The organism is Pedobacter miscanthi (assembly GCF_032678605.1).
Classification (GTDB): Bacteria; Bacteroidota; Bacteroidia; order Sphingobacteriales; family Sphingobacteriaceae; genus Pedobacter; species Pedobacter miscanthi_A.
In genome coordinates this window covers 18,457-44,264 of record NZ_JAVTSU010000031.1, presented here as the reverse complement: position 1 = coordinate 44,264, position 25,808 = coordinate 18,457, and the positions used below count along the sequence as shown (strand labels likewise).

Sequence of the window (25,808 nt, the reverse complement as noted above, 5' to 3'; positions counted from 1 at the left end):
GGTAAACAGAAAATTATGAAAAAACAAATATCAATACTGGCAATAGCTTTGTGTTTAATGGTTGCTTCCTGCAATAAAGTAAATCATAAAGAAGCAAAAAAAACAGGAGCAGATAAAACTCACTGGCCAAACGGAGCCCAATTGGTTATTTCCATTTCAATGCAGTTTGAAACCGGTGGACAGCCCGAAGGCGCTGAAAGTCCATTTACACCAGCACTACCAAAAGGTAATCCCGATTTACCTGCCGAAAGTTGGTACAGGTATGGTGCTAAAGAAGGTATTTATAGAATGTTAGCTCTTTGGAAAAAATACGATATTAAAGTTACATCACATGTGGTAGGCGCTGCAGCAATAAAATATACTGAAGTAGCAAAGGCAATTGCGGCAGAAGGGCACGAAATTGCAGGCCATGGCTTTGCCTGGGGTAACCAATGGGATAAAACCTACCAGCAGGAGCTTGAATTTGTAAGAAAAGGAACAGATACAGTAGCAGCCATAACGGGGCAAAGAGCGGTAGGTTACAATTGTAATTGGTTACGTCGTAGTCCTAATACTTTAAAAGTATTACAAGATTTAGGCTACATCTACCATATAGACGATCTCAGCCATGACGAACCCTTTATTATTAAAGTGCGCGGTAAGAATTTTGTAACGATTCCTTATACCATACGTAACAACGATATTGTAAATATTGAGGGGAAACACTGGAGCCCGGATCAGTTTTTAGCCCAGTTAAAGATGGAATTTGACCAACTATATACAGAGGGTGCAACAAAACGCAGAATGATGAGTATTAGCTTCCATGATAGGATAGGAGGGCAGCCGGCTATGGTACATGCCGCAGAAGCGTTTATAAAATATGCCAAACAAAAAAGTGGTGTTGTATATATGCGTAAAGATGAAATTGCCAAAATGGTGCAAAATGATCCTGAAACACCAATCGATAATTCGGAAGCTAAATACAATAATTGATTTTTTGCAACACATAGGTTTCGCACTAAATAATAGAAGCCATCCTATTCTAAAATGATCATGCATTTACCAGAGAAAATTTAAATAATAATCACATTTATTGACTAAAAATATGACTTTCGATAAAAATAAAGCACTTGCTTACCTATTTCTCAGAGCGAGTATAGGATTGAGTTTTTTTGGACACGGTTTGGTACGCATACCCAAATTATTTGTTTTTAGGGATTGGATGGTGGGTAGTTTCGCAAAATCCATGCTGCCAGAACCGATTACCTATGCCTTTGCTACAATACTGCCCTTTGCCGAATTGTTAATTGGTTTACTCATCATTTCCGGATGGCGCATTCGGATCGGTTTGCTTTCAGGAGCAATATTGGTTTGCACACTGATTTTTGGCTCTTGCCTGATCGAAAATTGGGAAGCAGTATCAGCACAACTTATTTATGCAATTATACTTTTTGTGCTATTATGTTTTGCAGAACACAACCGATATGCTTTCGGGTCGAAAATATCAGTATAAATACTTAGAAAACGACACTCCGATAGTTATTGGTCGTTTTTGTTGATTATAATATCATTATTGAGTGTAAAATCAGAATCAAGGTTAATAAACCAGGCGTTATTGTAAAAAATTGTTGCTAATAGTTGTTAGCAAATCACCATTGTTAGATTTTTCAAAGATAATATCCCGGCATTTATTGAATAGGATAAATTCCTTTAATGTATCCACAAACTTATCAATGGTTTTGGCATCAAGTTCTACAGGTTCAAAATGGAGGTTATGAATAATGAGTGTTTTTTGCTTGCGGTTGGCTTTAGCGTCCATTCTTGCTATAAATTTTTCACCTGACAGGATCGGAAGTGAGAAATAGCCAAATTTTCGCTTTGTAGCAGGTACGAAACACTCAATCTGGTAATCAAAGTCGAAGAAATCTTTTAAACGGGCGCGGAATACGTTCAGCGTATCGAAAGGTGACAGGATAAAAACCTCTTCTTCAACACGCATATTAATGTCTGTGCCGGCAAGCATATATAAAGGACCTTTTATATCATCTACAGTTACCGTAGATACTTCGCCGGCCTGAAGCATTTTTTCGAGTTCTTTTTTAACCGGATTTCCTTTCACACGACGTGCACGCCAGGCCATTTCTTTTACTGAAGAAATTCCCAGCGCTCCAAGGGTTCGGCGGATCACGTAACGTGCATAATCTTCATCAGTAGGTATCGCCTGATCGGTATCCTGAGGTACCATATCCAGGGGCAGGTGATAAACTTTCTGAAAAGCGCCGTTGCGACTGATCATCAGTTTACCTTCCAGGTAAAGTCTTTCGAGTGCAACTTTTGCCGGCCGCCAATCCCACCATCCCGAACTGGCCTCTACGCGGTCGTTCTCGAAATCTCCTACCATAACAGCCCCATCACGCTCCACCTGCTCTAAAATTTGATTCATTAAATCTGTTTCTCTTTTTGTTAAGGCAATACCCTTTGTTTCAAATGCCTTTTTAACCGGTAATGAAAAGCGAAAATCGTGCATGGGCAGAAATCCTGCATCAGAAGTGAAGTATTCGAAAATATCACCCTGTTCGCCAAGTTCTGCCAGCCATTCTGTTTGATAATCTGGTACGCGGGCAAACATGGCATGGTGGTGGGCACGTTCTACCACGTAATTGGTATCCAGTTGTACATAACCCAACTGTTTAATTACCTCGTAAACGGCATCAATCCCTGTGCCGAACTGTGCTTTTTTTGATAGTCCCGCTGCGTGTATAATGATTTTTCGCGCCTGTGATCTGCTCAGTATGATGGGTTCCATGATACTAATATATTGATCATTTATGGTGCTGCAAAAATTAGCTTAACCCTTTTTTTCTTTTGTTAAACTGGATATTGCGAATGGGTTGGGCATTCTCCATTTAAGTTCGGAGATCAATGTCGCCATAAATATCAATCCGCCACCAACTAACAACCGTGATGTAATTTCTTCTCCCAGAATGAAATGAGCTGCAAAAGCACCAAATATGGGCTCAAAAAGATAGATAATCGATACCCTTTCTGCACTGATGTATTTCTGTGAGATATTGGATATGGTGTACATGTAGGCGGTTGAAAATAGTGCGCAGAAAATAATACCCACCCAAAAGGTATGTTCCTGAGGAATCCATGTTGCGTTTTTTTGGAAGAGCGCTAACGAAAAAGTCAGTATGGCGCAGGTGGCAAACATAGGCACAATGGTAGGAACGATATCTCCGGCCTTCGATTCTTTTTCAATCTGGATTAAATAGATTGCAAAACAAAAGGCGCCAACTATGGTGTATAAATCGCCGGTGCCGATTTTAAAGTTATCTGTTATTGAAATTACAAACAAACCAATTAGTGCGGTAAAAGCTGCGATCCATATTTTTAGCGGGGCCGATTTTCTGTAAATAATGAGTTTGATTACGGGGATCATCACTACGGTAATTCCCGCCACAAATGAACATTGCGATGCGGAAGTATGGGTAATGCCCAGTGTTTGTAAATAAATGCCCAGTACAAGTGGAATGGCCAGGCTGGCCCCGGTTTTTATTGTGGCATAATTTAGTTTTTTTACATGTTTCCAGAAAATTACCGATAAAACCATAGTGGCCAAAAAGAAACGATAAAATAAAAACAGCACAGGTTGATGCTGTCCGATGGCTAATTTAGTAACCGAAAAAGAAATTCCCCAGAAAGCTGTACCCAGGATCAATAAAATCAGAAAAAGGTTTCTTCTTTCCATTAAGATGCTTTTAATTCGTTTATGTTAGGCAATGCTTTTTTCATCAACAGATCGGTTTGCTCATCGTTTCCAAGCCAGAACGAATGTTTGCCAAATGGTGTAAAACCATTTTTCTCATAAAACCTTAAAGCCCTGGAATTTTCTTCCCAAACACCAAGCCACACCTTGTTGACCTGTATTTGGTAGGCAATATCAATTGCTTTTTGGTACAGTGCCTGTGCCACCTTTTTGCCATGGAACGCTTTTAGTACGTAAATACGCTCGATTTCGAGTGCATTATCCATTTTTTCATTTTGTGCTTCACCAACATTGATTTTTAAATAAGCAACCACATTTCCACCTACCAGGGCAAAATAAAACTGAGAATTCTTATTGTTCAGCTCCGCTTTCAATTTCTCTTCCGAAAAGCTATTCTCCAGGTAATCTTTCATGTTTTCTTCCGTATTTACCTCTGCAAATGCTTCAAAAAAGGTATTTCTCCCAATCTCCTGTAATTTTATGATGTCTGTACTGGTTACCTTTTCAATTGTGATCTGCTCCATGGCACGAATGTAAGGACTTCTTCAATGTTATAAAATGCTATTATTTCATTTATTAATGCGTATTTTGCATTAATGGATCTTCAGCGAATCAAGTATTTTTTAGCCCTTTCTGAGCAACTTCATTATTGGAAAACGGCCGAGAAGGTAAACATCACACAATCAGCACTTAGCCGGCAGATTCAGGCACTTGAAAGTGAGTTAGGCCTACAGCTCTTCGAGCGGAATAAACGCAACGTAAAACTTACCCCTGCAGGAAAATTTTTAAAAGAAAAATGGGAAGTAGAATTAAGTGAGCTCGAATATATCCACCAGTTTGCAAAACAGCTTCATTTGGGCGAACGCGGAACAATTACCATTGCACATCCCGATTCGATTTCGGCCTCGATTATGCCCGATATTCTGGCTAAAATTACCGAAGCGTTTCCACAGCTCCAGATTAAACTGGTACAGGTTTTATATGAAAATCAACTGGATTTTTTAAAGAATTACAAAATCGATCTGGCCATTACCCGTGATATCAATAGCGAACCGGGTATCAGGACAAAAAAGATATATTCCGATCACCTGGCTTTAGTGGTTCCACTGGAACATCCTTTTAAGGTTTTTGATGATTTGTCTACTGAAAACCTTAAGCAGCAGAAATTCATCCTGCCCACAAAAGATGAGGGGAGTAGTTATAGTGAAATTATCCAGGGACTTTTTAAATCCTATAATTTTGTTCCGGATGTATTTCTTCATTCAGAATTTGGTTCTACCATTATCGCGCTGGTAAGAAAGGGCTTAGGCATTGCCATCTTACCCGATTCCTATATGCACCACCAAAGTCCGGGATTGCGCTTTATTCCACTACCTTTTAAAACCGATTTATTGATCAATTGGCGCGCTGATGATCACAATCCCGTGCTTGCCAATATTTTGAAGCTTGTTTTTGAGGATTAGAAGCCTCTCTTACGTTACAAATTTTATTGGGATTTATTAATTAAAAGCATTAAAATAACCTTTCTGTAGATATTGATCAGCCGCTTGAAATTTATTTAAAAATAACGTAGATCTTAGTTTTAGATTCGAAATATTTATTTATATCTTGGCAACGGATTTAAAAAATACCTTGCTTTTCTGAACAAGAAAATGATGATGTTTCGTCATCGATGAAGAATATTTGACACTCGGCACTACCTGCAATCTTTATGGGGAGAACACGTACTATACGTACGGTTTCGGTTCCATACTCCGAGAGTTTAACCGTACGTATAGTACGTGTTCTCTGGAGTTGATTGATATAGTCCTATGAAAATACGAAGGATTTTGAATTCAGGCCCTGTTTTGTAAAAGAGACAGGGCTTTTTACTCTAAAATTAAGCTTCAAATGGCAGAAAAACTCAGTCGGCAGCAAATATACGACCGTATTCGGGCTACGTCTAAAGACAGTTATATCCTGGAGGAAATGCAACGCCTTGGTTTTTGGGAATCATCAGAAATGCCAGGTCTGTCAGAAGTGCTAATCAAAAGAGAAGCTGATGCAAGTCAAGAGTTGAATAATCTTTTGGCGCAGGATAGAAAATACAACAGCCAGGAACTGATGCTTAAGGAAATGCGGAAAGCCCGTATGAAACTTGCGAAAGAAAAACGGGCAGAAACCAAGCAGAGAAATAAGCAAAAAAGTATTGATAAAGCTGAAAACTGGAAAAATGTCCAATCGCAGCAAATTATTTACCTGGGCGATGGTGTTTCAGCTGGTTTAAACCATACCCAATCTGATCAGGATTTACTGCAGAAATTTAATCTGCCTGTTTTTGCTCAGGTTACCGATTTGGTTGCGGCTGTAGGGATAGATCTGGCGGCCTTAAGGTATCTGCTTTATCAACGGAAGGTGTCAAAAATAAGCCATTATCATAGTTTCGAAATCCCCAAAAAATCGGGTGGAAAAAGGTTGATATCTGCACCAAAGTCGCGTTTAAAAGCATTACAGCATTGGGTATTGGAACATATATTGGATCGCATCCCGATCAATAATACAGCTCATGGTTTTATTAAAGATCGATCTATTATTAGCAATGCAAAGCCCCATATAGAAAAAGACATTGTGGTGAATGTAGATCTGAAAGATTTTTTTCCAAGCATCAGCTATAAAAGGGTAAAAGGTCTATTTAATAAATTTGGATATTCGGAACAGTTATCAACCATATTTGCACTCATCTGTACCTATGCCGAAACCGAAACAGTTGAAATGGATGGGGTAACATATTATGTACAGAAAAGCAACCGGTTTTTGCCGCAGGGCTCACCCGCAAGTCCGGCAATAAGTAACCTCATCTCTTATAAACTGGATAAAAAAATACAGGGCCTGGCCGATAAATTTAATTTTAACTATACCAGATACGCTGATGATCTGAGTTTTTCTACCGATAAAGGAAATGAGAAACATATTGCAGCTTTACTCTTTTTTCTGAAAAAGATAATTGAGACGGAAGGATTTACTATTCATCCCGATAAAACGCATATTATGCGCAAGGGGAATCTGCAAAAGGTAACCGGAATTGTGGTAAACAAAAAACTAAATATACAGCGTAACCAGTTGCGTAAATTTAGGGCGTTATTGCACCATATCGAAACGGAAGGGTGGAAAGACCGGAAATGGGGAATTGCCAAAAACCTGATCAATGCCATTGAGGGTTATATCAACTTCGTAAAAATGGTAAACCCTGAAAAAGGGGCTGCTTTTAAACTACAGCTCGATCGGATTATATTAAAATATGGCTATCCGGCAATTAAAGAAGAAGCTGTGATTGCAAAAACTGATATTCCGGTACCGCAATCAACCGATGTTGAACCTGAAATTCCCGAAAGCACACCGCTTGAATCAAAGCAGTACGATTGGTGGAACATCCTTTAAACCTTTTCCGATATGAAACTCATTCAACAAAGTAAGTTATTTTTTAAAGAGGGGAAATCTGATAAGGTTTATGAGATTGATCTTTGCGAGCTTTCGGCCAGCGAATTTCTCGTTAATTTCAGGTATGGAAGAAGAGGAAGTGTTTTAAAAGAAGGGACCAAAACACCGGCTGCTATTTCGAAAGAAAAGGCAGATTTACTTTTTGCCGAACTCGAAAATGAAAAGCGGAAAAAAGGTTATCAGACCGAAACAGAAGTGTTTATGGAGCTTCCATCATTAGATGCCGTGGATCCCGGTTCGGTAAATGGTGCCATTTTACAACGTTTGCAGGATGCTATAGTGGGCAGAAACAGTTTTAAAACTGAATGGAAAACCAGTAGGGTAATATGGAAAGCTGGAATATTGAATGTTACAGAAGCCATTCCTTTTATCATAAAATTGGGTACCAGGGGCGATGACATGCAAACTTATTCGGCTTTGTGGGCACTGAATAAGCTCGAAGCTACCACGGCAAAACCTTTATTTGTTACGCTGGCCAATAATATCAAACAAAAAAATCATATTGTAACCCTGGCCTGGGAAGGTTTACTCACCATTTCAGGTGCGGATGAGCAACCTGCACTGCTTGTACAGCTGCTCGAAAAATTGCCGGCAGAGGTTCGGTATGCAATAGAAACAGATGATTTAAACCTGCTTAAAACTGTTTTAATGCAGTACACGGCCGATAAAGAGGTAGACTTTGCCACTACGCTCTATCTTTTGGCAAAAATAAAACCTCAGCTTTTACCCGTTTTAGTCGAAATCTTAAAAACGTGGCAATTTAGGCCACCTTATTTTAAACATATCCGTGCCATTTATAAACTGGCTCAGTTAAGAAACGACGTATCGGTACTTGCTGTGCTTTTTTATCAGTTCGAAAAGCAGGAGGCGATGTTTAAACGCACCACAGCTCTCGATTCGGGACAAAGGCAGCATCTTGCGGTTATAAACCAGATGGTAAGGGTTGGCGCTGAACTTAAAAGTAAAGATAGTAAGCTTGCATTTTCGCAATTTACCAAAGCTTATTTCCAAAAAAATGCAGTCGAATTTATTAAAAATGCCGGTGCATCTGCAAATGCCGGAACCTATCTGAAACTAGCGGTAAATACATTGCTCCAATACCGCGAAAAAGATTATTCGGCAGCAGAAGAAAAACCTTTCAATACTTACGGTAAATACGATTATAAAACCAAGCGTTATTCATACTTACTGTTAAAATACCCCGAATGTTCAGCATCACTGTTATTGTCGACCATTTTATTCGGCAACGATCCGTCGCGGAAATTACAGCCTAATTTAAAATTTATAACCGGTAGCAGAATGGTAATAAGCAGCAGTTATTATTATTCGGAAAATCAAAGCCAGGCACCTCAATATCCAGCAGGAAGTGTTTCGATAATTGATACGGCCAAAAATATCTTTAAAAGCCTTTTCGGGAAGAAAAGTGTCGATTTGCCCCATGAAGCGCCTAAAGCCGTTGCTTCCGCAATTGAAAAACCTGAACCTGTTGTAGAGGAACCGAGGTTTGAACTTTACCCCGCATATTGGGATACCATGCCCGAGGCCTATGTGCAGTTATTGATGCAGGCACAGATGAACAGGATACATCTTTTTGCCTACGAACGGCTTAAATTGCACCCCAGGTTTGAAGAAATTGTTAACCGGTTCGATCAGCGTGCAGTTTTACAACTGCTCGATAGTGATTTCGAATTGCCCGGCAGATTTGGTTTTGAAACACTCAGAACGAGGGAAAGTGAATGGGCCGGACAAATCGGGTTTGTTGCCCGGGTGCTGGATTGTAATAACGGGGATGCACGACAGTGGGCACAGAAAAAGGTAGATGAAAATATAGGCTTATATTTTAATGATATTGAATTTATATTACCAATTATCTTCAATTCACATCCCGAAAGCAATACCTGGATTAATGAATCATTACAAAACCATGCATTTGCTGAAGAAAGGGTGCAGGCCATTTTAGGTAAAACGATTGCCGAAATGCTGCAGTTTGAAAATACCGATATCAATAATAATAAAGCAAAAACAGCTATCTCCAGATTGATGGTTATTGCCGGGGCGTATATGGAAAAAATCAGCTGGGAAGTTGTTGAACAGTTAATTTCGTCTGCATTAAATGCCAATAAAATACTGGCGGGCAAAATTCTGCTCATCCGATCTAAAAACACCGAGCCAACGGCCATTCCGTTTTCTCTAACCGAACTTTTCCTGATTGACGAACTGCCTGAAGTAAGGCAAAATGGCATCGCACTCTTAAATCAATACCCTGATGCTTTTGTTGTAAAAAACATTAAACTTTTGCTTCATCTCATCGATAGCGATTTTGATGAGGTTTCGCTCGCAATATTGGTTTTGCTTCAAAAGCTTATTGCCAGCTATCCGGAAGAGGGAAATACCATTATCCCTTATTTTGCCTATGCATTAATGAGAAAGGAAAAATTTGAAGGGGCACATGCACGCATCAGTCAATTTTTACTGCAGGAACTAAAACCTTATTGGAATAGCGGGCTACAGCCAAAAGATATTACAAAATTGATGCATGCCCAATATCGGATAAGCCATTTAGCTGCATACGAGATTTTAAGGGCCCGTCATGGAACCGAAAATTTCTCATTAAAACAGATTATTTCTTTTGGAAGTCATGAAATCCTCGCCGTACGTCAATGGAGCTGGAACTATTTTAACCAAAATGTTGACCGTATCCGTAAAGAAAAAAATCAATCGCTCTACTTACTTGATGCCAAATGGGACGATACCAGGGCCTTTGCCTTTCACTATTTTAAAACAAAGTTTACCGTAACCGATTGGGATCCGGATACACTAATCGGTATTGTAGATTCGATTAAACCTGATGTGGAAAGCTTTGGAAAGGAAATGATTACCCTATATTTTAATGCCGAACATGCTGTAGATTATCTCACCAGGTTAAGCGAACACCCAAGTATAAACGTACAGGCCTTTGTAAGCAATTATCTTTCGCTTTATGCAAAAGACAACCCTGGTTTGTTAAAAGAGTTAACTTTTTACTTCCGTTCGGCACTTACCCGGGTAAATAAGGGGCGGGTTGCCAAAAACAGGATATTTAGCTTTTTGCACCACGAATCGTTAAAAAATGTTGAAACCGCCATTTGGGCAGTAAGCATTTTGGATGATGTTTCAGCCCAATCTACCGTGCAGGATAAAGCAAGCTGCATCGATATCCTAACCGGGATTAAAAAACATTATCCTGAGCTGGATATGCAACTTATGATTAAAAATTAAAGACATGTTATTCAATTATAAATACAGCGGAAACACGTCGGTTAGTAATGATGCAAATGGAACTGCAATGAGTTTTGCGCCGGATGCATTGCGCGATCCAACTTTTTTTGTCGGCAAATTAAATAGGAAAATAGCTTTTCGCGAAGCCATATCTGCACTTCATGATGTTGTGGTTTCAGATCTGCGGTTTAAACCGAAAGATAAGACCGAATATAAAGTATGGGCTGCCGAACAGGAAAAAATTTGGCTTGGCGAATACATGGCCGGTTTTCAGATCGGGGAGGTAAAAGCAAGGATAGAGGAGGTGCGTAACGAACTAAAACAGATTTATCAGGAGAAAAACCGCTTTTTAGGACCTTTTAACCGTGCCAAAAGCAATTATTTTGATTACCTGTATAAAAATGACAGAGATGCGTGGATTGTACTCGATCCGGTAATTACGGTTCATCCCGATGAGTTGTTTTTTGAGTGTTTTAGTCAGGATGAGTCTTCTTATGGTAAACTCAGTTGTAATTACAATGTATTTACAGAGATTAATGAGTTTAAATGTGGCACCACGAATATTGATTATTCTGCTGCACTTTATGGCGAATTTCAAAAAATAAGGGGATATAAAGATACTTCTTTCAAAATCGATCCATCCGGATTTGAATCTAAAACATCGGGTGAAGAACTTTATAAGGAAGTTAAAATAGATCTGCCCGACTCCTGGGTGAGGGGCTTTTTGCAGGTAAGCGCCGCAATGACTTTGCCTGCAACGGTTTTCGAACTGCACCCGATGGATATTTTTAGCTTGTGCCAATATTTACGGCGGTTTAAAGAAAATAACGGACCCCGTGCCCTGCGTTTTATTCTCGAACCCGGAAAAGCTGTGCGACTTGTAATTGAACCATGGTACGAAACTTTAACCTTTAGCCGTTCAATTTATACCGGATCTGAAGAGAAAACCATCAGAATTTGGGGAAGGCGCAGGTTAATGATCCTGGAACGGTTGATTCCTATTGCTAAAAGTTTCAAGGTAGTGTTGTTGGGATCGGGTTTGCCATCTTTTTTTATGGCCGACCTCGGAGATATGACTTTTACGCTGGGCTTATCAGGCTGGACAAATAATGATTGGAGCAGGGCCGGAAATTTTGATCTGATGGCACCCCGCGGACCGGTAGACCTAGTTACCAAACAGCAGGTTTTTGGCGCACTTAAAGATACCTGGTTTAGTTCTGCCGATGATCTTGCAAAGAAATTAAATTTAACCAGTGCCATTGTTTCAACTGCACTTACTGCTTATACGCAGGCAGGTAGAGTAGTTTATGATTTGAAGCAGGGAGTTTACCGTGTGCGGGAGCTTAGCGGGGAACCTTTAGACTTTAACGCGCTACGTTTCAGTAGTGAACAGGAAAGGCTTGCCCATGATTTTCTAACTCACGACAGGGTGAAAATCGAAACCCGGATACACAGCGATATCCTCGAGATAAAAGGAAAGGTAAAAGGGAAAAGCGAAACCTTTAGCACTTTTGCCGCAATTGATAAAGATCAGCGCTTAATTGATGGTATATGTGATTGTTCCTTTTATCAGATCAATAAATTGAAAAAAGGGCCTTGCGAACATATTTTGGCAAGCCGGATGAAATTGCAGGCCGGTATTGTTCAGCCTGTTTTTAATTGATTGGTCATCATGTTTATCTCTTGTTTTGCTCAACTAATTGATTAAAGTTGTAGGCTTTGACCGAAATGAGCCTGAAAAATAATTTAGAATGGCTTCAGCTCTGATGGGCTATTTCTTTAATCAAAAAAATATTTTGTTGCAGTATATAATTTACAATTTTAGTGCAAAAAAAGTGAGCAGTTTAAATAACTTTGTTTTTCAGTGATTGAGTCGGGAAATCGATTTAGCTTGTTTTAAACCAAATAATTTAAAATGCCTTTAATTATTCTTAACATTATTTTCTGCATCTCGTTTTTGGGCTTTGCTTATGTTAACCTAAACGACAACGATGCTTTTCTATGGGTATCCATCTATTTAAGTGCCGCAATATCTTGTGGATTGGCTGCTGCCGGTAAATTTTATCCTATCGTTTACCTGGTTTTAATTGCTTTCTACCTCATTTACGCCATTATTCTTTTCTTTGCAAAAGATGGTGTTCGCGATTGGATTACCAAATACCGGCGCGAAAGTTTAGTGCAGAGTATGCAGGCCACCAAGCCTTACATTGAGCAAACGCGTGAGTTTTTTGGCTTGTTAATTATTGCAGGCGCACTGTTAATCAACTATTTTGTTTCTGCGGGTATTACTGCATAAAAGCCTTCGGTAATTTTATTTATGAGCGGTTATAATATGAAGGCGGTAAAAGAAATAATATGGTCTGTTGTTAAAAACAATATAAGTTTAGAGGCCGAAAATTGGCTGGAGGATTTTATACAATCGTCAGATCAATCGGCGCAGTTAGCCAAAGTATTTGTGATGCTGCCACGTAAAACCGGCAAATTGCAGGTTGCAATTAACGAAGACCAGCAAAAAGCACTCGATACAGCAGGCTTTGGCTATATCCATCACTGGACCATCGATAGACTTAGCCGTGTATGGTTATTGGCCAATCTAAATACAGCCGGCAAAGATTTATTATATACAACAATCGAACGTTTATTCCTGTCGGCAGAGGTTAACGAAGCTGTGGCTTTATATTCGGCATTGCCATTTTTGGCCCATCCCGAAATTTGGATGAAACGCTGTGCCGAAGGGATCAGGAGCAACATTGGTTCCGTTTTAGAAGCCATTATGGAAAACAATCCATATCCTGCGGCAAACCTTGATGAAGCAGCCTGGAATCAACTTGTATTAAAAGCATTTTTCACCGAAAAAAACATTAAACTGATCATCGGTTTAGATGAACGTGCTAATCTTCAGCTTGCTTTAACACTTGTAGATTATGCCAAAGAACGCTGGGCTGCTGGCCGGCAGGTAAACCCACAGTTGTGGCGCCTGGTGGGTAAATTTATTAATGCCGAAATTTTTGAAGACCTGAAAATTGGTTTACAGCATTACGACCAGACAGAACAACGTGCCATTGCCCTTGCAGTTGATCAATCAAATGATCAGGCCGCAAAGGATTATATTAATACTTTTCCAGAACTGAAGTTGGCACTGGCTGAAGGAAGTTTAAACTGGAATTTATTTTAACGATTAAAAATTCAAAATAAAGATATGTGCTGTAGCAGTTCAATTGAAAGAGATAAAGCATTAATGGGGGAGCCCGAAGCTTTCGATATCAGTACCGTAAAAGGAATGAAATTCTTCGATCCACATGTTCACATGACTTCGAGAACCACGGATGATTATCAGGCCATGGCCGATGCGGGTGTTGTGGCACTTATCGAGCCTGCATTTTGGTTAGGGCAACCGCGTACGGGCCTGGATAGTTTCAGGGATTATTATAGCAGCCTGATTGGTTGGGAGCGTTTCCGTTCTTCTCAGTTCGGTATTAAACATTATTGTACCATCGGTCTTAATTCAAGAGAAGCCAATAACGAAAGTTTAGCTGAGCAGGTAATGGAAATCCTGCCGCTGTTTATTTATAAAGAAGGTGTGGTAGGGATCGGCGAAATTGGTTTCGACGACCAGACTGCTGCTGAAGAAAAATATTACAGGTTACAGCTCGAACTGGCTAAAGAAGCTGGTTTACCCGTACAGGTGCATACGCCACACCGCGATAAGAAAAAAGGCACCCAGCGGAGTATGGATATTGCCTTAGAGCATGGACTTGATCCTTATAGCGTAATTATAGACCATAACAATGAAGAAACTGTAAAAGAGGTATTAGACCGTGGCTTTTTCGCGGCCTTTACCATTTATCCTTTTACCAAAATGGGTAACGAGCGTATGGTCGACATTGTAAAACAGTATGGCGCAGAACGCATTATGGTAAATTCGGCTGCCGATTGGGGAATCAGCGATCCACTAGCCGTGCCAAAAACTGCTGCTTTAATGAAAATGCGTGGTTTAAGCGATCAGGATATTGAACTGGTTACTTACCGCAATGCCATTACAGCCTTTGCTCAAAGCGGACAAATTGATGAAGCCGATTTTAATGCACAGGCAGACCTTACAGAGAAATTTGAAGGCAATACCATTCTGCGTGGCGGACAACAACCCAGGCCCGATAAATCTTCGATCATCATCAGCTAAATTATATTGAAAAAATTAATTGTTTACCTGCGCATGATGCGCCCTGCCAATATTGTTACCTCTGTAGCCGATATTTTAGCGGGTATTGCCATTTCTGGTGTTTTAAGTAGCGGATTTTCCATTCCATGGCTTTCGATTTTGCTTTTAGCCGCATCAACAGCCTGTTTATATGGTGGCGGCATTGTTTTTAACGATGTATTTGATGCCGAACTCGATAAAATAGAGCGCCCCGAGCGCGCCATACCAAGCGGATTGATCAGTTTGCAAAATGCAGCCATTTTTGGTACCCTTTTACTCTCTGCCGGCATTGTATTAGCAGCTTTAAATAGTTTAACATCAGGTATTCTGGCGCTTTTAGTTGCCGTTTTTGCTTTGCTCTATAATAAATTTGGCAAGCATCATTCATTTTTCGGGCCATTAAATATGGGTTTATGCCGTGGCTTTAATCTGCTGCTTGGTTTAAGTATCGTACCCGAAATGCTTTGCAGCCATTATTTCCTGGCCATTATTCCGGTGGTGTATATTTTTTCCATCACCACGACGAGCCGTGGAGAAGTGCATGGCGGTAATACCAAAAATTTATACATTGCCGCTTTTTTATACGCCATTGTCATCTTTGCGATTGCCTATTTTGCTTTCGTAAACCACCGTTTATTATGGTCGCTACTGTTTCTGGTTCCTTTTACCTTTATGATTTTCAAACCGCTTTTAAAGGCGATTGATCAGCCTATTGGTAAAAATATCGGCGCTGCGGTTAAAGCTGGTGTTGTCTCCTTAATTTTGATGGATGCGGCCTGGGCCGTAACTTTCGATGCACTGATCCTGGCTTTTGTAATCGCCGCTTTATTGCCTTTATCCTTATGGCTCTCTAAATTATTCGCCGTTACCTAAACAACACACATTATCCAATCATATGGAACATTTACATCAATCGTTCACCGTACAATATAACTATAACGTTTTCTTCACTTCAGCACTGTTTTCACCACAAAACGAATTGCTGAACAATTTTTTGCTTAACCTTAATCCCGCGGTTACCGTAAAAAAGATTTTATTTGTAATTGATGAAGGCGTAGCCAATGCACATCGTGAACTTGTTGCAGACATTAAGTCTTATTTCTCTAAATACAATAAAACACAACTGGTTCATGATATTTTAATTATTCCCGGAGGAGAAGTGGTGAAAAATGATACCGGTTATTTCGATCAGGTGTTAAGTGCCATCAACATTCATGGTATCGACAGGCATTCTTTTGTTGCTGCAATTGGAGGTGGTGCCGTGCTCGATATGGTGGGTTATGCCGCAACTGTTGCACACAGGGGTATTAAACACATCAGGATTCCGAGCACCGTACTTTCGCAGAACGATTCGGGTGTTGGGGTAAAAAACGGGATCAACTATTTTAATAAAAAGAATTTTCTGGGTACTTTTTCACCACCCGTTGCTGTTTTTAATGATGAACTTTTTTTAAGTACCCTTTCTGACCGCGATTGGCGTTCGGGCATTGCCGAAGCCATTAAGGTGGCACTGATTAGAGATGCTGAATTTTTCGAATGGCTGGAAACCAATGCAACAGCGCTTGCTGCACGCGATAGAGCAGCGATGAATTACCAGATCTGGAAATGCGCCAAACTACACATGGAACATATCCGCAGTGCCGATCCTTTCGAAAACGGTTCGGCCAGGCCATTGGATTTCGGCCATTGGAGCGCCCATAAGCTCGAATACCTCACCAATTTTGAAGTAAGGCATGGCGAAGCAGTAGCGATGGGTATTGCCCTGGATAGCGTATATTCAAATTTATCGGGAAGAATTACAGCCAATGAGGCGCAAAGGATAATTAACCTGATCCAGCAACTTGGTTTTGAGTTAACACACCCATTATTACAGGTTACCGAAGGCAATAGTCCGATTTTACAGGGGTTGGAAGAATTCCGCGAACACCTTGGTGGCGAATTGACCATTACTTTGCTTACCGGTATTGGTAGTGGTGAGGAAGTGCACGAAATCGATGCTGAAATTTTAAAACAGGCAGCCGGAATTTTAAATAATCAAACCGCCACTATTCAACATTAAGCGATGAAACTAAATTCCGGACATTTAACTTTCTGTACCAATATTTATGCAGGAGAGAATTGGGAAGCCCATTTTGCAGTATTGAAGGCTAGTTTTCCTGTATTAAAAGCAGAATTATCTCCTGATTCGCCCATGGGGATTGGTTTACGCCTTTCTAACCTCGCCAGTATTGAACTTTTTAAGGAAAACAACCTAGGCGTTTTTAAACAGTGGCTCGAAAATGAAGGTGGATATGTGTTTACCATGAACGGTTTTCCGTACGGTGGTTTCCATCATACCAGGGTTAAAGATCAGGTACATGCACCCGATTGGACCACAGCCGATAGGGTAAATTATACCCTCCGTTTGGCTGAAATCCTTTCTCAACTGCTACCTGAAAATATGGACGGAGGCATTTCTACCTCGCCATTAAGCTACAAACCATGGTTTACAGATACAGAGGCTAGAAAAAATGCCACGATTACAGCAACCGCTAATATTATAAAAGTTGCCGAAGGCCTGCACCAGATAAAAGAACAAACAGGTAAGCTGATCCATTTGGATATCGAACCCGAACCCGATGGCTTTCTTGAATCCGGACCTGAATTTATCAATTGGTACGAAAACGTGCTTTTGCCTGCCGGAAAGGATGAAAACATGATCAAAAACCACATCCGTTTATGTTACGATGTTTGTCATTTTGCCATCGGTTACGAACCGCATACCACCATTATCAGCGAATTGAAGGATAAAGGCATCAAAATTGGTAAAATCCAGATCAGTGCGGCGTTGAAGGCAAAATTACCGGTTTTAGCATCCGAAAGAACAGCGGTATTGGATCAGTTGGGCCGTTTTGATGAACCAACTTACCTGCACCAGGTAATTGCCCGCAAAAACGACGGAACTTTGCTCCACTATCCCGATCTTGCCAATGCATTGGCAGAAGGAGATCACCTGGAGGTAGAAGAGTGGCGGGCGCATTTCCACGTGCCTATTTTTGTAGAAGATATGGGGCTGATCCAATCCACGCAAAGCGATATTACAGAAGTATTAAACCTGCAAAAAAGCAATCCCTTTACTGCCCATCTCGAAGTAGAAACCTATACCTGGGAAGTTTTGCCAGCAGCATTAAAAGCGCCTTTAAACGATTCTATCATTAGGGAAATGGCTTGGGTGAAAACATTATTAGAAGAATAAAATCATGCATAAAACCGTTGTTATCGACATAGTTGGCCTATCTTCATCCGTAATTGGAGCGCATACGCCTTTTATCCGGAAATATATTTCAGAAAATTATTTTACTACCATTGAGCCTTTGCTGCCGGCAGTTACCACTTCGGTACAGTCGAGCTACCTTACAGGGAAATTTCCTTCCGAAACAGGTATTGTGGGTAATGGCTGGTACGATCATGCCGATGCTGAAATCAAATTCTGGAAACAGTCTAACAAACTGGTTAATGCCGAAAAAATATGGGATCAGGCTAAAAAAGAAGATCCGAATTTTACCTGTGCCAATATGTTCTGGTGGTACAATATGTATTCTACAGCTGATTTTTCGGTAACCCCACGGCCGAATTACCTGGCTGATGGCCGTAAACTGCCCGATTGTTATTCGCAACCAGCAGAACTGCGCGATTACCTGCAGGATAAATTGGGTCAATTCCCCTTATTCCAGTTCTGGGGACCAGGCGCTAATATTAAATCAACCAGGTGGATTGCCGATGCGGCGATGGAAACCGAAAAACTCCATAATCCTACGCTTACTTTAATTTATTTGCCTCATTTAGATTATTGTCTGCAAAAATTCGGACCAGATGTAGAACAGATCAAAACCGAATTACAGGAAATTGATCAGGTAGTATCAGAACTGGTGCGTTTTTATGAAGAAAAGGGGGCACGCATCATTTTACTTTCCGAATATGGCATTGCACCCGTAAATAATCCGGTACATTTAAACCGTTTGTTCAGGGAAAATGGATTGATCCAGATCCGCGAAGAAAGGGGATTGGAATTGTTGGATCCGGGCGCATCAAAAGCGTTTGTAGTGGCCGACCACCAAATTGCACATGTGTATATCAACGATAAAAGTGTAACCGAACAGGTAAAGGCTTTATTGAAAAATGCTGCCGGTATCGAGTTGGTTTTAGATAAAGAAGAACAGAAAAAATACCACATCAAGCACGAACGTTCTGGCGATTTGGTACTGGTAGCCAAAGAAAACAGCTGGTTTACTTATTATTTCTGGCTTGATGATGCCAAAGCACCCGATTACGCCAGGGTGGTCGATATTCATAAAAAACCCGGCTACGATCCGGTAGAAATGTTTATGACTTCTAAATTGAGAGCAGGTTATAAATTACTGAGGAAAAAAGCAGGTTTCCGTTATGTAATGGACGTAATTCCATTGGATGCTACACTGGTTAAAGGATCGCACGGCCGCACCAATGTAACAGATGAATATAAACCTGTTTTGGTTACTTCAAAACCTATAGGTAAAACTTTGCATGCACCAGATATTTATGAGGTGATTTGGGAGAGTTTAACGGTCATTTAGTTTGTCATTCTGAACGCAGTGAAGAATCTTTTTCTTACTTGCATATTCTAAAATAAGCACACATATTTATTTGGGTTCTATGCTTCGTCGGTTAGAGATCCTTCGCTGCGTTCAGGATGACAAATCAATAGATTTGCACCTTGGAAATTTACGAAAGAAATTGTTTCGGTTTCCTTTGAGCCAGCCCTGTAGTGATTGATTTATTGCGTTGAAATAATGTGATAAATCCCCCGGCTCCATGATATCCAAGCCTTGATTGTTTGTTTCTTTATCATCAAGGATAGAGAAAGAGCCCTTCGCCGGCGTTGAGCCGGGGCAAGGAGGTGTGCGGGACTAAAACAAAAGGCCAAATGAGTAAATAAAGGAAGTACTAAACACGCAGGGATCCTTCGCTGCGCTACCATTGACGTTATTTTGTAATAGATTAGAAATAAGCGTTTTATGTGAAATATGCATTTCCAGCCAGCTAGGCCGCAGCACTATATCCCCGTTTTACGTAAATCCGGCCTAACAAATTTTTCGGGCCCCACTGTTCTAGCCATACCACTGGCTTCGAAAGAAAAATTTTCAGCCGGTGGTTTTTGTTTCTTTTTGGCAGCAAAAAGAAAGAGCCCATCGGCGGCGAGCCGAGGAAAGACTGTGCGGATGGACAACGTCACTAATATTGATTTTTATACCATAAATTATCCCTCAGGATGACAGCGCAGAAGGGGCCGGATTTGGCAACAAATCTACCGGATTAGCCTACAATTATCATTTCTGGAAACAGGATATTTGTAATGATAAAAATGAGTACAAAACCTATCGGTTGGTATCTCACCAACCGAAATTAATTATTCAGAAATGAAAACAGTTTTAATTACCGGGGCCAATAAAGGCATAGGCTTCGAAACAGCAAAACAGCTATTGGAACAAGGCTATTTTGTTTACCTGGGAAGCAGGAACGAGAACAATGGCAAAGAAGCAGAGGCACAGTTAAAGGCAGCGGGTTTAACAAATGTAGCATCAATTGAACTTGATGTTACAGATCTAAACTCCATCAATAAGGCAAAAGTATTTTTGGAAAATACGTTGCCGGCGCTGGATATACTGATCAACAATGCAGGCATTCCCGGCAATCAGCCACAAAATATTTCGAGCTGTGACATGGCGAACCTTCGCGAAATTTTCGAAACCAATTATTTTGGCGTAATCCAAACCACCCAGCAGTTTTTACCCTTGCTCCGTAAGGCTGAAACGCCATCAATAATTAACGTTTCGAGCGAAGTAGGTTCTTTAACCATGCACACCTCCACTCGAAGAAACACCAATTGGGATAATTACCATGCTTATGGCTCATCAAAAACTGCACTTAATGCTTTCACGGTAATGCTGGCAAACGAGTTAAGCGATACAAACTTCCGCGTAAATAGTGTTACTCCTGGCTATACTGCTACCGATCTGAATAATTTTCAGGGAGTAAAAACGGTAGAGCAGGGAGCGAAAGTCATTGTAAGTCTTGTTAACCAACCGCTTCCCGGCACAACGGGTAAATTCTTCAAAGAGGATGGCGAAATCCCATGGTAATTTTACCATTTCAGGTTTTTTTCTTAGTTATGTATCATAAATATCTAAATTAATGGCCAATCAACAGGTTCAACGGATCAAAAGCATCAGTGAGTTTCATCGGGTGAGGGGACTGTCCAAGCCGGAACATCCCCTTATCAGTCTGATAGATTATAGCGAGATGAAACATTCTCCTACCATTAATACCATCAGCTGGGTATTCGATTTCTATTTCATTGCGCTGAAAAAGAATATGAGCGGCAGGTTTAAGTATGGGCAGCAGGAATACGATTTCGATGAGGGCACTTTATTCTTTATTGCTCCCGGACAGGTTTTTAGGATCGAAGTAACAGATGATTCGCCCGATAAATCAGGTTGGATGTTGCTTGTTCACCCTGACTTTCTATGGAATTTCTCTTTAGCCAACACCATCAAAAAATACGCTTATTTTAGTTATTCAGTTCACGAAGCTTTGTTTCTTTCCGAAAAGGAAGAGAACACCATGTCGGCTATTATACAGCATATCCAACAGGAATACCAGGCCAATATTGATGCTTTTAGTCAACAGATTATTATTTCTCAGATAGAAGTGCTACTTAATTATGCCGAACGTTTTTACCACCGCCAGTTTATTACCCGCAGGATTACCAATCACCAGGTTTTAGACCAGGTAGAAAGTTTCCTCGATCGTTATTTTGATGGAAATGCCGTAGATAATGGTTTGCCCACCGTAAATGATCTTGCGGCTGAATTAAACCTCTCGCCTGATTATTTAAGTAGTTTATTGAAAGTAACCACCGGGCAGGGTACCCAGCAACATATTCATGATAAACTGATTGAAAGGGCTAAAGAAAAACTCTCCACAACAACACTTACCATTAGCGAAATTGCCTATCAATTGGGGTTCGGGCACCCTCAATCCTTCAGTAAATTGTTTAAATCAAAAACAAATCTTTCTCCAATTGCTTTCCGCCAATCCTTTAATTGATTTCGGAAACTTACAATTTTAGGCAGACCGGCTGCTTTACTTTTGAATCATTATCTCAATAAAAATAATGATGAAAAAATTGATTAAAATAGCAGGCCTTATCCTGGTAGTATTGGCTTTAACCGTTGCCGGATTGGAAATAGACAGTTCTTACCAGGCAACCAAAAATATCCACGAAAATGCGCCTGTGGTTACCAAACTCCAAATTGTTATCGACGCCCCGATTGATAGCGTTTGGAAAGTTTTCGCTAATGTAAACCGCTGGCCGCAATGGCAAAAGGAAATTCCGGGCAGTAAAATGGATGGTTCTTTTAAGGAGGGGACATCTTTCGACTGGAAAACGCACGGTTTAACCATTCGCTCAACCTTTCATACGGTAGAAAAGAATAAAGAAGTAGGATGGTCTGGTCCTGCATTCGGATCATTTGCCATCCACAACTGGCATTTTATTAAGCAAGGGAATAAAACGGTTGTAAAAGTAGAAGAAAGTATGGAGGGCTGGCTGGTTTGGTTGCTGAAAGGGAAGTTTCAAGCGGTAAACAAAGGTTCGCTTATTTACTGGTTGAAAGCTCTGAAAACTGCTTCGGAGAAATGATGTTGATGTTATGATATATTGCTGAAAAGGTCGTCATTGCGAGGAGGCTTTTTCAGCCGAAGAAGCAATCTTACAACGATCGTGATTAGCGAGTTTTTTAAGATTGCTTTCCCGAAATCGGGGCAGACTGTGCCACGCAATGGCGGCGTTTTTATTTAAATCTGTCAAGGTAGATCTCTCCATTCCACTACGTTTCAGTCGAGAGGACGTAACCCATTAAAGGATAATTTTCCCAAAAAATGATCATCTTTGATCATGGGAAATCATGATGCATACATTGGCTACCGGATTGCAGTACCTGCTGAGTTTGACGAATTGTTTTCGCACTTTTATTTTGCAGAGAACAAATCCAATCATCCCATTACCCAAACCTTATTACCCACTTTTCAAACCATGATGGTTTTTAGTTTTGCTGCACCACTTTTGCTGGTTACGAAGGGAAATGAGGAAATATCAATGGATAAATGCCTGGTTTTAGGGCCGATTAAACAGGCTTTTACTTACATTCTCCCCGCAAGTGGCAAAATGCTGGTGGTTAATTTTAAGGACGATGCTTTTTTTCGTTTTTTCGGTACTGCTTCGCTTACGGAGTACCTCCATCCAGATGATTTGCTGAGCGATAATTGTTTCACCTCCCTTTGGACAAGCCTCAATAAGATGGATACAGTAAATGAAAGGGTAACACAGCTTCTCGAATTTAGCCGTCCTTATATTCAAAAACGACATCCTTTAACCGAGCAAATCATTGCTGCAGGCAATAGCGCCATGAGTCCGGTAAAAGAGATTTCTGCCCAGGAAAAGCTTTCTGAAAGATCTGTACAAATGAACCTGAAGAAGCATCTTGGTTATTCCTCTCGTGAGATGGGCCGTTACATGCGCTTTTTAAAAGCAATCGAACTTGTACAGCAACTGACAATCGATGATAAACCGGTAAATTGGTTTGAAGTGATCGAAACCTGTGGCTTTTACGATCAAAGCCAGTTAATTCACGATTTTAAGCATTATCTCAACCTTAGTCCATCAAAATACCTGAAATTTCAGCAGGGAATCTGTAATTCCAGGGGCTGATGCCCGTATTTATATTACTCCCTTACAAAGCGATATCCACAACCCTCAATACAGGGCGGATTAAGTTCTAAAGTATTTGCCGAAACTTTGTAGTAGTAAGTAGATGGCATTTTATAAGTATTGCTAAAAACTTCCATTCTTATGCTATCCAAAATCCTGAATGCAAATATATCCGGGATGGCATCACCTTTAAATTTTCCAGCTTTATCCGCTGATTTTTCTAAAGTAAGGTATTTAGCCTGGCCTGATACTTTCTGATATGGAGTATTTCCGCTTCCAATATCAAACCTTGTTTCGGTCAGTTTCCATCTGCCGTAAACTTCAACAGGCCCATTGTTATCTTTGTTGGTTTTCTTGCATGATACATACAAAAGGACTATTACAGCCAGGAGGAACAATGATGTTTTTTTCATAAAGCTTTAATTTACAGCTTATACGGGGCAGAGAACCAAAACGCTACTTACAGGCCTTTTTTTTGTTAATTAAACATTTTCCTGAATGCCAATGGCGAAACCCTGGTTTTAGCCTTGAACAGTTTATTGAAAGATTGCGGATGTTCAAAACCGAGTTCGTAAGCCACCTCACTTACCGATAAGCTAGTGCCAGATAGCTTCTCTTTTGCTTTTTCGATTAGTTTCTGGTGGATATGCTGTTGTGCATTTTGTCCGGTAAGCGAACGAAGCAAATCACTTAAATAACTGGGCGAAACGTTTAAATGATCAGAAAGATATTGTACCGTTGGCAATCCCTTAAACATGGCTACTTTATCGTTAAAATAGTCTTCTAACAGTTCCTCCAGGTTTTGCAACAGGTCATTGTTCAGTACCTTGCGGGTAATGAACTGGCGTTTGTAAAAACGGTTACCGTAGTTTAATAACAGTTCGATCTGTGTAATGATTACATCCTGGCTAAAATCGTCAATCCGGCTATTCAGTTCTTCTTCAATGCTTCTGAAAACACTGATAATGGTTGATTTTTCTTTTTCCGACAGGTGTAATGCTTCATTGGCGGAGTACGAAAAGAAACCATAAGTTTTAATTTTTTTTGCAATCGGGTACGACAATAAAAAATCCGGATGGATCAATAATGTATATAACGAACATACACTGGAGCTTAAATCTTCCTCATGACCGATAATCTGGTTGGGAGCAGCAAATAATAAACCGCCTTCATCAAAATCGTAATAACTCTGCCCATATTTTAGCCTGCCGCTTAATTTTGGTTTATAAGAGATCTTATAAAAGTTAAGAATATGCGAATTTGGCTGCCCGTTCATTTCAACCGGATGATCTTCATTATTGATCAGGCTGATGAGCGGGTGTTTCGGTTGGGGCAAGCCCATCATGCGGTGTGCTTCCGATAACGAACTGAATTTATAAGGGCTATTGTCTTCCTTTTTCATATTGATGTAATACAAATATAACCGATAAGCTTTTACTTATCGGTTATATCAATGGTTTTCTGTTGATTAACCCTGGGCAGCGTTTGATACCGATTCCCATTCTTCCCAGCTTGCTATACGCTCAGCATAAGCTGTACGTACCCAAGGTAGGTTATGGCTACCCAGAGATAGACGTAAAGGTGGGTTTTCGGTATCAACAATTTTAAAAATGGCATCCGGAGTCGCTTCCGGATTACCTCTTTCCATTTGTTGTAGGCCTTGAAAAAATTGCGCTTTAAAGTCGGTATACACATCTAAACCATCGGCAAATTTCAACGATTCCTGACTTCCGAATTCGGTAGCATAGGCTCCTGGCTCTATAATGGTTACTTTGATTCCAAAAGCTTTTACCTCAGCTGCCAAACTCTCGTGGATGGCTTCGAATGCCCATTTAGAAGATGCATAATAACCTATAACTGGTAAAACTACGTGCCCCAGATTGCTCGATGTGCCTAAAATATGTCCATAACCTTGCTTGCGTAATAAAGGTAAGGCAGCTTGAATCACCGCTATTGTTCCGAAAATGTTGGTATCGTACATGGCTTTAACCTGATCGATGGTGGCTTCTTCAATGGTGCCCACAAGCGAATAGCCTGCATTATTTAACACAATATCCAATCTTCCAAAATGTTCGTGGGCCTGTTTAATTACGTGTTCTACATGGCTGTAGTTCGTTACATCCAGTTCCAGTGTGAGTACGTTTTCTTTGTATTTTTCCTGAAGATCTGCAATGCTCGAAAGGTTACGGGCCGTTGCAGCCACTTTATCGCCGCGTTCTAATGCAGCAGTTGCCCATACCCGGCCAAATCCACGCGATGCACCTGTAATAAACCAAACTTTATGTGTTATTGCGGTATTTGTACTTTTATTTTCTTGTTGATTTTCCATGATTTTTTAT

At 40.4% G+C, this 25,808-nt stretch carries 22 protein-coding genes and 1 pseudogene; 17 read left to right on the top strand and 6 right to left on the bottom strand.

Translation table 11 applies throughout. The annotated features are described in order from the left end of the window. The first annotated feature begins 15 nt into the window (after nucleotides 1-15). Nucleotides 16-972: a polysaccharide deacetylase family protein gene (locus R2R28_RS27695; RefSeq protein ID WP_316828910.1), complete on the top strand. Its 957-nt coding sequence runs from the start codon at nucleotides 16-18 to the stop codon at nucleotides 970-972. A 112-nt stretch (nucleotides 973-1,084) separates the two neighbouring features. Beyond that, nucleotides 1,085-1,492, top strand: a complete 408-nt coding sequence (locus R2R28_RS27690; protein ID WP_316828909.1) for a DoxX family membrane protein — start codon at nucleotides 1,085-1,087, stop codon at nucleotides 1,490-1,492. Between the two features lie 99 nt (nucleotides 1,493-1,591). On the opposite strand, the gene R2R28_RS27685 is transcribed toward R2R28_RS27690, so the two are convergent. From R2R28_RS27685 to R2R28_RS27675, 3 genes are read right to left on the bottom strand one after another with little or no spacing between them, the layout of a single operon-like run. Next, the gene (locus tag R2R28_RS27685) at nucleotides 1,592-2,785 is read right to left on the bottom strand and encodes a winged helix-turn-helix domain-containing protein (protein WP_316828908.1); all 1,194 of its coding nucleotides are present in this window, start codon (nucleotides 2,783-2,785) and stop codon (nucleotides 1,592-1,594) included. 42 nt (nucleotides 2,786-2,827) lie between these two features. Continuing rightward, on the bottom strand, nucleotides 2,828-3,730 hold the full coding sequence (locus R2R28_RS27680) for a DMT family transporter (RefSeq protein ID WP_316828907.1): 903 nt from the start codon (nucleotides 3,728-3,730) through the stop codon (nucleotides 2,828-2,830). Beyond that, complete coding sequence (locus R2R28_RS27675; protein WP_316828906.1) at nucleotides 3,730-4,272, bottom strand: GNAT family N-acetyltransferase; 543 nt, start codon at nucleotides 4,270-4,272, stop codon at nucleotides 3,730-3,732. The genes R2R28_RS27680 and R2R28_RS27675 overlap by 1 nt, the downstream gene beginning before the upstream one ends. Before the next feature lie 72 nt (nucleotides 4,273-4,344). Between R2R28_RS27675 and R2R28_RS27670 the strand changes: the two genes are divergently transcribed. The 15 genes and pseudogenes from R2R28_RS27670 (at nucleotide 4,345) to R2R28_RS27600 (ending at nucleotide 23,469) form a co-directional block, all read left to right on the top strand. Then, nucleotides 4,345-5,211 carry a LysR family transcriptional regulator gene (locus tag R2R28_RS27670; protein WP_316828905.1) on the top strand — a complete coding sequence of 289 codons (867 nt, stop codon included), beginning with the start codon at nucleotides 4,345-4,347 and terminating at the stop codon, nucleotides 5,209-5,211. Nucleotides 5,212-5,638: 427 nt separating this feature from the next. Then, nucleotides 5,639-7,165 (top strand): retron St85 family RNA-directed DNA polymerase, encoded by a 1,527-nt coding sequence (locus R2R28_RS27665; RefSeq protein WP_316828904.1) that lies wholly within the window; start codon nucleotides 5,639-5,641, stop codon nucleotides 7,163-7,165. A 12-nt stretch (nucleotides 7,166-7,177) separates the two neighbouring features. Beyond that, complete coding sequence (locus tag R2R28_RS27660) at nucleotides 7,178-10,483, top strand: WGR domain-containing protein (RefSeq protein ID WP_316828903.1); 3,306 nt, start codon at nucleotides 7,178-7,180, stop codon at nucleotides 10,481-10,483. A 4-nt stretch (nucleotides 10,484-10,487) separates the two neighbouring features. Next, entirely contained in the window at nucleotides 10,488-12,146 is a 1,659-nt protein-coding gene (locus tag R2R28_RS27655) for a hypothetical protein (RefSeq protein WP_316828902.1), read from the top strand. A gap of 252 nt (nucleotides 12,147-12,398) precedes the next feature. After that, nucleotides 12,399-12,779 (top strand): transmembrane 220 family protein, encoded by a 381-nt coding sequence (locus tag R2R28_RS27650; RefSeq protein ID WP_316828900.1) that lies wholly within the window; start codon nucleotides 12,399-12,401, stop codon nucleotides 12,777-12,779. Nucleotides 12,780-12,815: 36 nt separating this feature from the next. Next, nucleotides 12,816-13,658 carry an EboA domain-containing protein gene (locus tag R2R28_RS27645; protein WP_316828899.1) on the top strand — a complete coding sequence of 281 codons (843 nt, stop codon included), beginning with the start codon at nucleotides 12,816-12,818 and terminating at the stop codon, nucleotides 13,656-13,658. Nucleotides 13,659-13,682: 24 nt separating this feature from the next. Beyond that, nucleotides 13,683-14,663, top strand: a complete 981-nt coding sequence (locus tag R2R28_RS27640; RefSeq protein ID WP_316828898.1) for a TatD family hydrolase — start codon at nucleotides 13,683-13,685, stop codon at nucleotides 14,661-14,663. Between the two features lie 6 nt (nucleotides 14,664-14,669). Further along, nucleotides 14,670-15,554, top strand: a complete 885-nt coding sequence (gene eboC / locus R2R28_RS27635) for a UbiA-like protein EboC (protein WP_316828897.1) — start codon at nucleotides 14,670-14,672, stop codon at nucleotides 15,552-15,554. 19 nt (nucleotides 15,555-15,573) lie between these two features. Then, a pseudogene (locus R2R28_RS27630) lies at nucleotides 15,574-16,740 on the top strand (3-dehydroquinate synthase); the annotation flags it as partial. A 3-nt stretch (nucleotides 16,741-16,743) separates the two neighbouring features. Further along, nucleotides 16,744-17,916, top strand: coding sequence for a metabolite traffic protein EboE (gene eboE / locus R2R28_RS27625; RefSeq protein WP_316828896.1), 1,173 nt, complete (start codon nucleotides 16,744-16,746; stop codon nucleotides 17,914-17,916). A gap of 4 nt (nucleotides 17,917-17,920) precedes the next feature. Then, on the top strand, nucleotides 17,921-19,273 hold the full coding sequence (locus R2R28_RS27620; RefSeq protein ID WP_316828895.1) for an alkaline phosphatase family protein: 1,353 nt from the start codon (nucleotides 17,921-17,923) through the stop codon (nucleotides 19,271-19,273). Nucleotides 19,274-20,116: 843 nt separating this feature from the next. Next, nucleotides 20,117-20,839: an SDR family oxidoreductase gene (locus R2R28_RS27615; protein ID WP_316828894.1), complete on the top strand. Its 723-nt coding sequence runs from the start codon at nucleotides 20,117-20,119 to the stop codon at nucleotides 20,837-20,839. 52 nt (nucleotides 20,840-20,891) lie between these two features. After that, on the top strand, nucleotides 20,892-21,806 hold the full coding sequence (locus tag R2R28_RS27610) for an AraC family transcriptional regulator (protein WP_316828893.1): 915 nt from the start codon (nucleotides 20,892-20,894) through the stop codon (nucleotides 21,804-21,806). A gap of 67 nt (nucleotides 21,807-21,873) precedes the next feature. Next, complete coding sequence (locus R2R28_RS27605) at nucleotides 21,874-22,401, top strand: SRPBCC family protein (RefSeq protein WP_316828892.1); 528 nt, start codon at nucleotides 21,874-21,876, stop codon at nucleotides 22,399-22,401. A gap of 255 nt (nucleotides 22,402-22,656) precedes the next feature. Next, complete coding sequence (locus R2R28_RS27600; protein WP_316828891.1) at nucleotides 22,657-23,469, top strand: helix-turn-helix domain-containing protein; 813 nt, start codon at nucleotides 22,657-22,659, stop codon at nucleotides 23,467-23,469. Nucleotides 23,470-23,483: 14 nt separating this feature from the next. Here R2R28_RS27600 and R2R28_RS27595 read toward each other — a convergent pair whose 3' ends face one another. From R2R28_RS27595 to R2R28_RS27585, 3 genes are all read right to left on the bottom strand, one after another. Further along, nucleotides 23,484-23,882: a hypothetical protein gene (locus R2R28_RS27595; RefSeq protein WP_316828890.1), complete on the bottom strand. Its 399-nt coding sequence runs from the start codon at nucleotides 23,880-23,882 to the stop codon at nucleotides 23,484-23,486. A 65-nt stretch (nucleotides 23,883-23,947) separates the two neighbouring features. After that, nucleotides 23,948-24,871 carry a helix-turn-helix domain-containing protein gene (locus R2R28_RS27590; protein ID WP_316828889.1) on the bottom strand — a complete coding sequence of 308 codons (924 nt, stop codon included), beginning with the start codon at nucleotides 24,869-24,871 and terminating at the stop codon, nucleotides 23,948-23,950. Nucleotides 24,872-24,937: 66 nt separating this feature from the next. Then, complete coding sequence (locus R2R28_RS27585; RefSeq protein WP_316828888.1) at nucleotides 24,938-25,798, bottom strand: SDR family NAD(P)-dependent oxidoreductase; 861 nt, start codon at nucleotides 25,796-25,798, stop codon at nucleotides 24,938-24,940. Between the last annotated feature and the right edge of the window lie 10 nt (nucleotides 25,799-25,808).

Coding starts and splice junctions, on each gene's coding strand:
- R2R28_RS27660 (WP_316828903.1), top strand. CDS start 7,178: ATGAAACTCATTCAACAAAGTAAGTTATTTTTTAAAGAGGGGAAATCT.
- R2R28_RS27615 (WP_316828894.1), top strand. CDS start 20,117: ATGAAAACAGTTTTAATTACCGGGGCCAATAAAGGCATAGGCTTCGAA.
- R2R28_RS27610 (WP_316828893.1), top strand. CDS start 20,892: ATGGCCAATCAACAGGTTCAACGGATCAAAAGCATCAGTGAGTTTCAT.
- R2R28_RS27640 (WP_316828898.1), top strand. CDS start 13,683: ATGTGCTGTAGCAGTTCAATTGAAAGAGATAAAGCATTAATGGGGGAG.
- R2R28_RS27600 (WP_316828891.1), top strand. CDS start 22,657: ATGGGAAATCATGATGCATACATTGGCTACCGGATTGCAGTACCTGCT.
- R2R28_RS27585 (WP_316828888.1), bottom strand. CDS start 25,798: ATGGAAAATCAACAAGAAAATAAAAGTACAAATACCGCAATAACACAT.
- R2R28_RS27650 (WP_316828900.1), top strand. CDS start 12,399: ATGCCTTTAATTATTCTTAACATTATTTTCTGCATCTCGTTTTTGGGC.
- R2R28_RS27670 (WP_316828905.1), top strand. CDS start 4,345: ATGGATCTTCAGCGAATCAAGTATTTTTTAGCCCTTTCTGAGCAACTT.
- R2R28_RS27665 (WP_316828904.1), top strand. CDS start 5,639: ATGGCAGAAAAACTCAGTCGGCAGCAAATATACGACCGTATTCGGGCT.
- R2R28_RS27645 (WP_316828899.1), top strand. CDS start 12,816: ATGAAGGCGGTAAAAGAAATAATATGGTCTGTTGTTAAAAACAATATA.
- R2R28_RS27620 (WP_316828895.1), top strand. CDS start 17,921: ATGCATAAAACCGTTGTTATCGACATAGTTGGCCTATCTTCATCCGTA.
- R2R28_RS27690 (WP_316828909.1), top strand. CDS start 1,085: ATGACTTTCGATAAAAATAAAGCACTTGCTTACCTATTTCTCAGAGCG.
- R2R28_RS27675 (WP_316828906.1), bottom strand. CDS start 4,272: ATGGAGCAGATCACAATTGAAAAGGTAACCAGTACAGACATCATAAAA.
- R2R28_RS27685 (WP_316828908.1), bottom strand. CDS start 2,785: ATGGAACCCATCATACTGAGCAGATCACAGGCGCGAAAAATCATTATA.
- R2R28_RS27695 (WP_316828910.1), top strand. CDS start 16: ATGAAAAAACAAATATCAATACTGGCAATAGCTTTGTGTTTAATGGTT.
- R2R28_RS27605 (WP_316828892.1), top strand. CDS start 21,874: ATGATGAAAAAATTGATTAAAATAGCAGGCCTTATCCTGGTAGTATTG.
- R2R28_RS27655 (WP_316828902.1), top strand. CDS start 10,488: ATGTTATTCAATTATAAATACAGCGGAAACACGTCGGTTAGTAATGAT.
- R2R28_RS27680 (WP_316828907.1), bottom strand. CDS start 3,730: ATGGAAAGAAGAAACCTTTTTCTGATTTTATTGATCCTGGGTACAGCT.
- R2R28_RS27590 (WP_316828889.1), bottom strand. CDS start 24,871: ATGAAAAAGGAAGACAATAGCCCTTATAAATTCAGTTCGTTATCGGAA.
- R2R28_RS27595 (WP_316828890.1), bottom strand. CDS start 23,882: ATGAAAAAAACATCATTGTTCCTCCTGGCTGTAATAGTCCTTTTGTAT.
- eboE (WP_316828896.1), top strand. CDS start 16,744: ATGAAACTAAATTCCGGACATTTAACTTTCTGTACCAATATTTATGCA.